Source organism: Mesorhizobium sp. M2A.F.Ca.ET.037.01.1.1 (assembly GCF_003998075.1).
Taxonomy (GTDB): domain Bacteria; phylum Pseudomonadota; class Alphaproteobacteria; order Rhizobiales; family Rhizobiaceae; genus Mesorhizobium.
In genome coordinates this window covers 1-5,498 of record NZ_RZSA01000401.1, presented here as the reverse complement: position 1 = coordinate 5,498, position 5,498 = coordinate 1, and the positions used below count along the sequence as shown (strand labels likewise).

Below are 5,498 nucleotides of genomic sequence, written 5' to 3'. Positions count from 1 at the left end.
CTATGAGCACGGCCACGGCAAAGCCCATGCTGCGTTGTTCGGCGGACATGACGCGAGGGTCTGCGGGCTCGCCCACCGCGCCTTGTCAATGTGGTTCGTCGGAAAGCCGGCAGGCGCGCTCCATTCGATGTCGGAAGCTAGGAGCTGGGCGCAGCAAACCGGACATGCCGGCAGCATCGCGCATGCCTACCTCAACGAGGCGATGCTGCACTGCTATCGCCGCGATTTTTCGATGCTGCGAAGCGTGATAGCGGATCTGCGCCACTTGACCGAGCGTCATCATATGCCCGCCCTCGCCGCCGCAGCGCAGATCTTCGAAGGCTGGTGCGACGGCAACGCCGGCCAGGTCGAGGGCGGCAGGGATAAAATGCGGCAAGGCCTCGGCCTCCATGGAGAGTTCCAGACGCCTGAGGACGAACCGGTCTATTGCGGCATGCTGGCGGAGCTTTTGACAAGAACTGCCGAGGTTGATGAGGCGCTCGCTCTGCTGGACTCGGCTGTGGCGCAGGCCGAGGCCGGCGGCAGCCGGTTCTGGCTGGCAGAACTCTACAGGCGAAGGGCCGAGCTACTTCTTCTCCAGGGCGATGCGAAGGCGGACGTAGTCGCTGCCCTCGAAAAGAGCATCGCCATAGCCGCGGAGCAAGGCGCCGTGCCTTTCCTCGTCAGTACATACGAAATCCTTCAATCATCAGGCCTGTCACCTGAACTGTCGGCGCGCTATCGCGATCGGGTCGAACGTGCGAAATCCGCTCTCGAGCCGGGCGCCTCGCTGATCGTCAATCCCGAATCGGCTGTTCGGCACTAGCCGACCCTGCAAGAGCAATCCGCGATGCTGGAGCGATACAAACGCCTTGGTCCGCCGCCCGACGAGGCGCTGGCGAAGCTGATGAAGATGCGCGGAGGCCTTGGCATTACGCGGATCGCCGACATTACCGGACTCGACCAACTCGGCATCCCGGTCGTGCAGGTGACTAGACCTTTCTCGCTCTCCAACGCGGTCGCGCAAGGCAAGGGCGCCACGCTGGCGCAAGCCGCGATATCGGCCATGCTGGAATCGGCCGAGACCTTCTTTGCAGAGCAGGTGGCGAATTTCGACACAGTCGTCGGTTCCGCCGATCAATTGCGCATCCCGCCCGGTCGGTTCGAAAGGCATCTCCGGGGGGGCGCCACGCCCGGATGGCGCGGTAAGGACACGGCGTGGGTAGCCGCGGACAATCTTCTTACCGGCAGCCGCGACCTGGTCCCGTTCGAGCTCGCGCACACCGCGTATGTGTTGCCGTCCCTGCCCCACGACGGCATTTTCGCGGCATCGACGAGCGGTTTGGCCGCAGGCTTCGAGGAGCGGGATGCCATCGTTCATGGCATGCTTGAATGCATCGAACGGGACGCGATCGCCACGTCATACCGGACCCACGGTTTTTTCCACCGTCAACGCATCGATCCCGAGACGATCGATGATCCGTCGCTCCGTGATCTCCTGGAAACTTTGGCGGCCAAGAACGTGCTGGTCGGCCTTTGGCAGGCTTTGTCGCCGTTGGGCATCCCGGTGGTGTGGTGTCATCTGCTGGAAGACGAACCGACGGAAACGGTCCTTTTGGATCATCCGGCTGATGGCTCGGCTGCGGGTTTCAGTTTTGCCGGCGCGGCGGCGGACGCCATCTACGAAGCGGCCCAGGCCCGTCTGGCGGCGATCTCGGGGGCACGCGATGACCTGACGCGCGCGTCCTATCCGAAATACCCCGATCGGCAGATGATTGCCGCGCATCGCCGGCTCCTCCGCGATGGACCGCGCAGCGTGGATTTCCGCGCGCTTGCCGAGCAGAATTTCAACACGGCGTCGGACGGGCTGTCGGTCCTCTTGGCAATTCTCGAAGACGGAGGGTTCGATGCGGTCCACCTAGTCCGGGTAAGAACGCGACCGTTCGACGCCCTGTCGGTTGTCAGGATCGTCATCCCTGTCTTGCAGCCACTTTTGCAGGGGTAGATTTTATGCGCCCGAAACTCGTCTTCACCGGCCCTACCGTGTCCCATGCCGACGCGTTGAAGGTCGTCGATGCGGTATGCCTTCCCCCCGCCGTGCAAGGATCGATTGTTTCAGCCGTGCAGCATTTAGACCCGAGCGCGATCCTTGTCATAGACGGCGGTTTTCAGGCTGAGCCGGCGGTTCGGCACAAGGAAATCCTTTGGGCTCTCAGCCGCGGCATTCATGTCTTCGGAGCGGCCAGCATGGGCGCCCTTCGAGCAGCCGAGCTGTTCCCCCATATGCAAGGCGTCGGGCTTATCTACCGATGGTATCGCCGCTTCGCCTTTGCACCCGACGACGCTGTAGCGGTATTGCATGGACCGGCCGAGGTGAATTTCGCTCAATTGACGCATGCGCTGATTGACTTGCGCCGGACCCTTCGCGCTGCTTGCCGGCGCGGCGTGATTTCATCCGAACAGCAGGCGAGGCTCGAGGGTGCGGCACAGGCCGTCAACTTTCGCGAGCGCACCCTGGCACGGATGGTCCGGGATGCGCATCACGGCAACGACGACGTCGAGAAATTGTGCAGGGAGCTCGGCGCGGCTTTCGTCCAGCAAAAAAAGCAAGATGCCCTGCGGGCACTCGAACTTTTGCGGGACCAAGCATTTGAAAAAGCACACCCCATGCCGGAATTGCAGCTAACCTCCGCCTTCTCCAAGGATATGGATGATGCGGGGCTGGCGCTATAGGTCGTGACCTCTTGGCGGCCGACGATTTACGCAACGTAAGCACCGTGATAGCGTGGCAGCGTCAGAGGGGGCCAAGCAATTGGACGCGGTCGATCGTGTCGTTGCGCAAGATCGGTTGCTGGGAACGCGGTTCCTGGTCTACCCGCAGGTCCCTCATCTTTCGGGTTACGGAACACCCGAAACAGTATGGATTTCTACTCCACCCGATCTGATCCGCTCCGGCCCGGAAGATCACCGCATTTGCGTTCGCGATCCGCTCCTCGACAAGGAGCCTTACGACTACCCTTATCTGCCACCGTTTGTCGGGGAAATCTTTCCGCCTGCAGAGGCTGGCTTTGACGGCCATTTCGATCAGATTTCCCTAACCTCGCGACAGTTCCTTTCTGCACACGCTTTCGCCTCGGTCAGCCGCGTGCTGGACATCTGGGAAAGCTACCTCGGCAAACCGATTGTCTGGTATTTTGCCGAGACGTACGAGCGGCTCGAAATCATCCCCTTCGTCAACTGGGAGAATGCGCAATCGGGTTATGGCTATCTGGAACTCGGCCGAGAGCGCGGCATCGACGGAGGCAAGTATCCCTACGCGCTCAACTTCGATGTGATCGCACATGAGGTCGGCCACGCAATCTTGTTTTCGTTGTTCGGGACACCAGCCGGCGGCCTGACTCAAGGCGATTTCGGACCGTTCCACGAAGCCAGTTCGGATCTGGTCTCGCTCTTATCCTTCCTGAATTTCGACAGCGGCATGGACCGGCTGCTGCGGCACTGCGACGGCAACCTACTTGTTCTCAATGAACTGAACCGGATTGCCGAACTGACCGGCGATCGGCAGATTCGCCTCGCCAGCAACGCACGCCGCATGTCGGAGGTGACGGCAGAAATCCATGACAGGTCACGGCCATTCACGGGGGCTGTGTTCGACACGATCGTCGACGCCTACCACGCGGCACTGGTGCACGAGGGGTTGGCCGACGAGAGGCTGCTGGGGATCGATATCAAAGATCTCGACCAATCCGACATGCAGCGCATCTCGGATTTCACGTCCCGCGCCTTCCGCGCTCGGCCCTTCATGTTCAAGAGCATGCTGATCAGAGCAAGGGACGAGGTGGCTCTCGCACTTGCTCAGGCATGGCCACGCCTCGATGCGGATGACCTGTCGTTCGAAAAGGCCGCGGCGTTGGTGGTGGACGCCAGCGATCGCGTCGCGCCGATGCTCGCGGAAAAATTCGATGAGAATTTCAGCTGGCGGGAGATCTTGTGAGCTGAAGGATGCAGCAAAAAGGAGCGAGGAAAATGAGCGACGACTATCACCGACCGACACTAACGTTTCCATCAGGCGCTTACAACGCAACACAGGTCAGGCTCTATGGCTTGGGGGCGGAGATTGGACTCAGCGTGCCCGGTGCGCCAGCACCCTTTGGGGACACCGGCATGTATGTCGAAACCGCGCCTGGGGCACCCATCACCGACGAGCAACGTGCCAACGCACTTGAAGTGTTGGGGAAATATAATAGCAACAAAGGCCGCCAAGATATATTAAATGGAATTATTCCATTTCCAAAAATACCGATCAGAGTCTCTTATCATTTCAAGATAGACCTGAAGAATTTTGGCGTTGCGTTCATTTCAACGGTAGGAAGCACATTCATGCTCGGATCATCTCCAGAACAGAAAACATCGTGCGGGATTATTGTCGGTTATGCCTATGAGGGACATACCTACGATTTGCCAAAGCCCAAGATAATGATCATCCCGGCGTTTCCGGAGCCCAAGATACCAGCGGACGATTCGGAATTTGACGCGAAGGAACCTGAAGGCTACGCGGTTTGGCTCGTTGATAAGCTCGACGAATGCGTGGAGTTGGAGATGAACCAAGGCTTTGTCGAACAGATCGTCCTCGAGGCAAACCTTCCAGGCAAGCGTTCACCGACGATGTACGCATCCAAGATGACGATGGGACACCGTGGCGGAAAGCTGAACGACTAGTCTCTCATGTTCCCTGTCAGGGTTGATTCCGTTGAAGGTCTTTGCCATCTCATCGCCGGCCGCTACTCCGAAGTGGTAAGGGCTGAACGTCGGGCCGTACTGATGAGACCAAACTTTGGAACCGCCTGGCGCACACTCACAGCGCGGCAGGATTAGCCGGCGATCTGGAAATGGCCCGACAAGGACTCGTCGAATGCAAACCTCTACAGCCGAATCTCAGCATCGACTGGGTCGAGAAATACCGCCCGCTGATACGGCTGAGGACCGCGCCAGATACGTCGAGGGCCTGCGTCGAGCGGGCCTGGAATAGTCCGGCTAAATCGTGCCAGCCGACACCCCGCCGACCTGCGACGCAGCACATTGCGCGCCGCATCTGCCTCGACCCCGCAAAGGCATCGATACCCGGCGGCGCATGGGGGGACCTATTCACGCGCCTTATGGGCGCAAGCCGCTCTACGCAGCGAATATGGGCTGATTTTGGCGGCCGGCGCCATCGCTTTCGAAGGTAATGTACTGAGAGTCTGCATAACCGGCGAGGGCAATATAGACCAGTGCCAGTCGCTTCTGATGGATTAGACCGTTGGACCGTTCGATGCGCTCTGCTGTCCAAGAGGCGAACAAGGGGCGGACGAATCAGTTTCAACCCAAGAGGATTCCACCTTGCGGGCCTCGTATTTGTCTGACATAATTTACCGTCTCCTAATGTTTAAGTGGGCAATTGGGGTTAGAGATGGCCAAGGAACCTTCTAGTGCCGCTTCTTCGGCAAATAAAGCGGATGCAAATCTGATAGGTAATTCAG

General features: G+C 59.4%; 4 protein-coding genes and 1 pseudogene. All 5 read left to right on the top strand.

The window, feature by feature from the left end; genetic code table 11:
• Positions 1-805 (top strand): annotated as a pseudogene (locus tag EOA27_RS40330) (hypothetical protein); the annotation flags it as partial.
• 24 nt (positions 806-829) lie between these two features.
• Positions 830-1,984 carry a YcaO-like family protein gene (locus EOA27_RS19740; protein WP_126081325.1) on the top strand — a complete coding sequence of 385 codons (1,155 nt, stop codon included), beginning with the start codon at positions 830-832 and terminating at the stop codon, positions 1,982-1,984.
• A 5-nt stretch (positions 1,985-1,989) separates the two neighbouring features.
• Positions 1,990-2,712, top strand: coding sequence for a TfuA-like protein (locus EOA27_RS19735; RefSeq protein ID WP_126081326.1), 723 nt, complete (start codon positions 1,990-1,992; stop codon positions 2,710-2,712).
• A gap of 79 nt (positions 2,713-2,791) precedes the next feature.
• Entirely contained in the window at positions 2,792-3,973 is a 1,182-nt protein-coding gene (locus tag EOA27_RS19730; RefSeq protein WP_126081327.1) for a hypothetical protein, read from the top strand.
• Positions 3,974-4,005: 32 nt separating this feature from the next.
• Positions 4,006-4,698: a hypothetical protein gene (locus tag EOA27_RS19725; protein WP_127256933.1), complete on the top strand. Its 693-nt coding sequence runs from the start codon at positions 4,006-4,008 to the stop codon at positions 4,696-4,698.
• Positions 4,699-5,498 lie beyond the last annotated feature (800 nt).

What these genes read in the sequence shown, in the direction of transcription:
- EOA27_RS19740 (WP_126081325.1), top strand. Translation starts at nt 830, where the DNA reads ATGCTGGAGCGATACAAACGCCTTGGTCCGCCGCCCGACGAGGCGCTG.
- EOA27_RS19725 (WP_127256933.1), top strand. Translation starts at nt 4,006, where the DNA reads ATGAGCGACGACTATCACCGACCGACACTAACGTTTCCATCAGGCGCT.
- EOA27_RS19735 (WP_126081326.1), top strand. Translation starts at nt 1,990, where the DNA reads ATGCGCCCGAAACTCGTCTTCACCGGCCCTACCGTGTCCCATGCCGAC.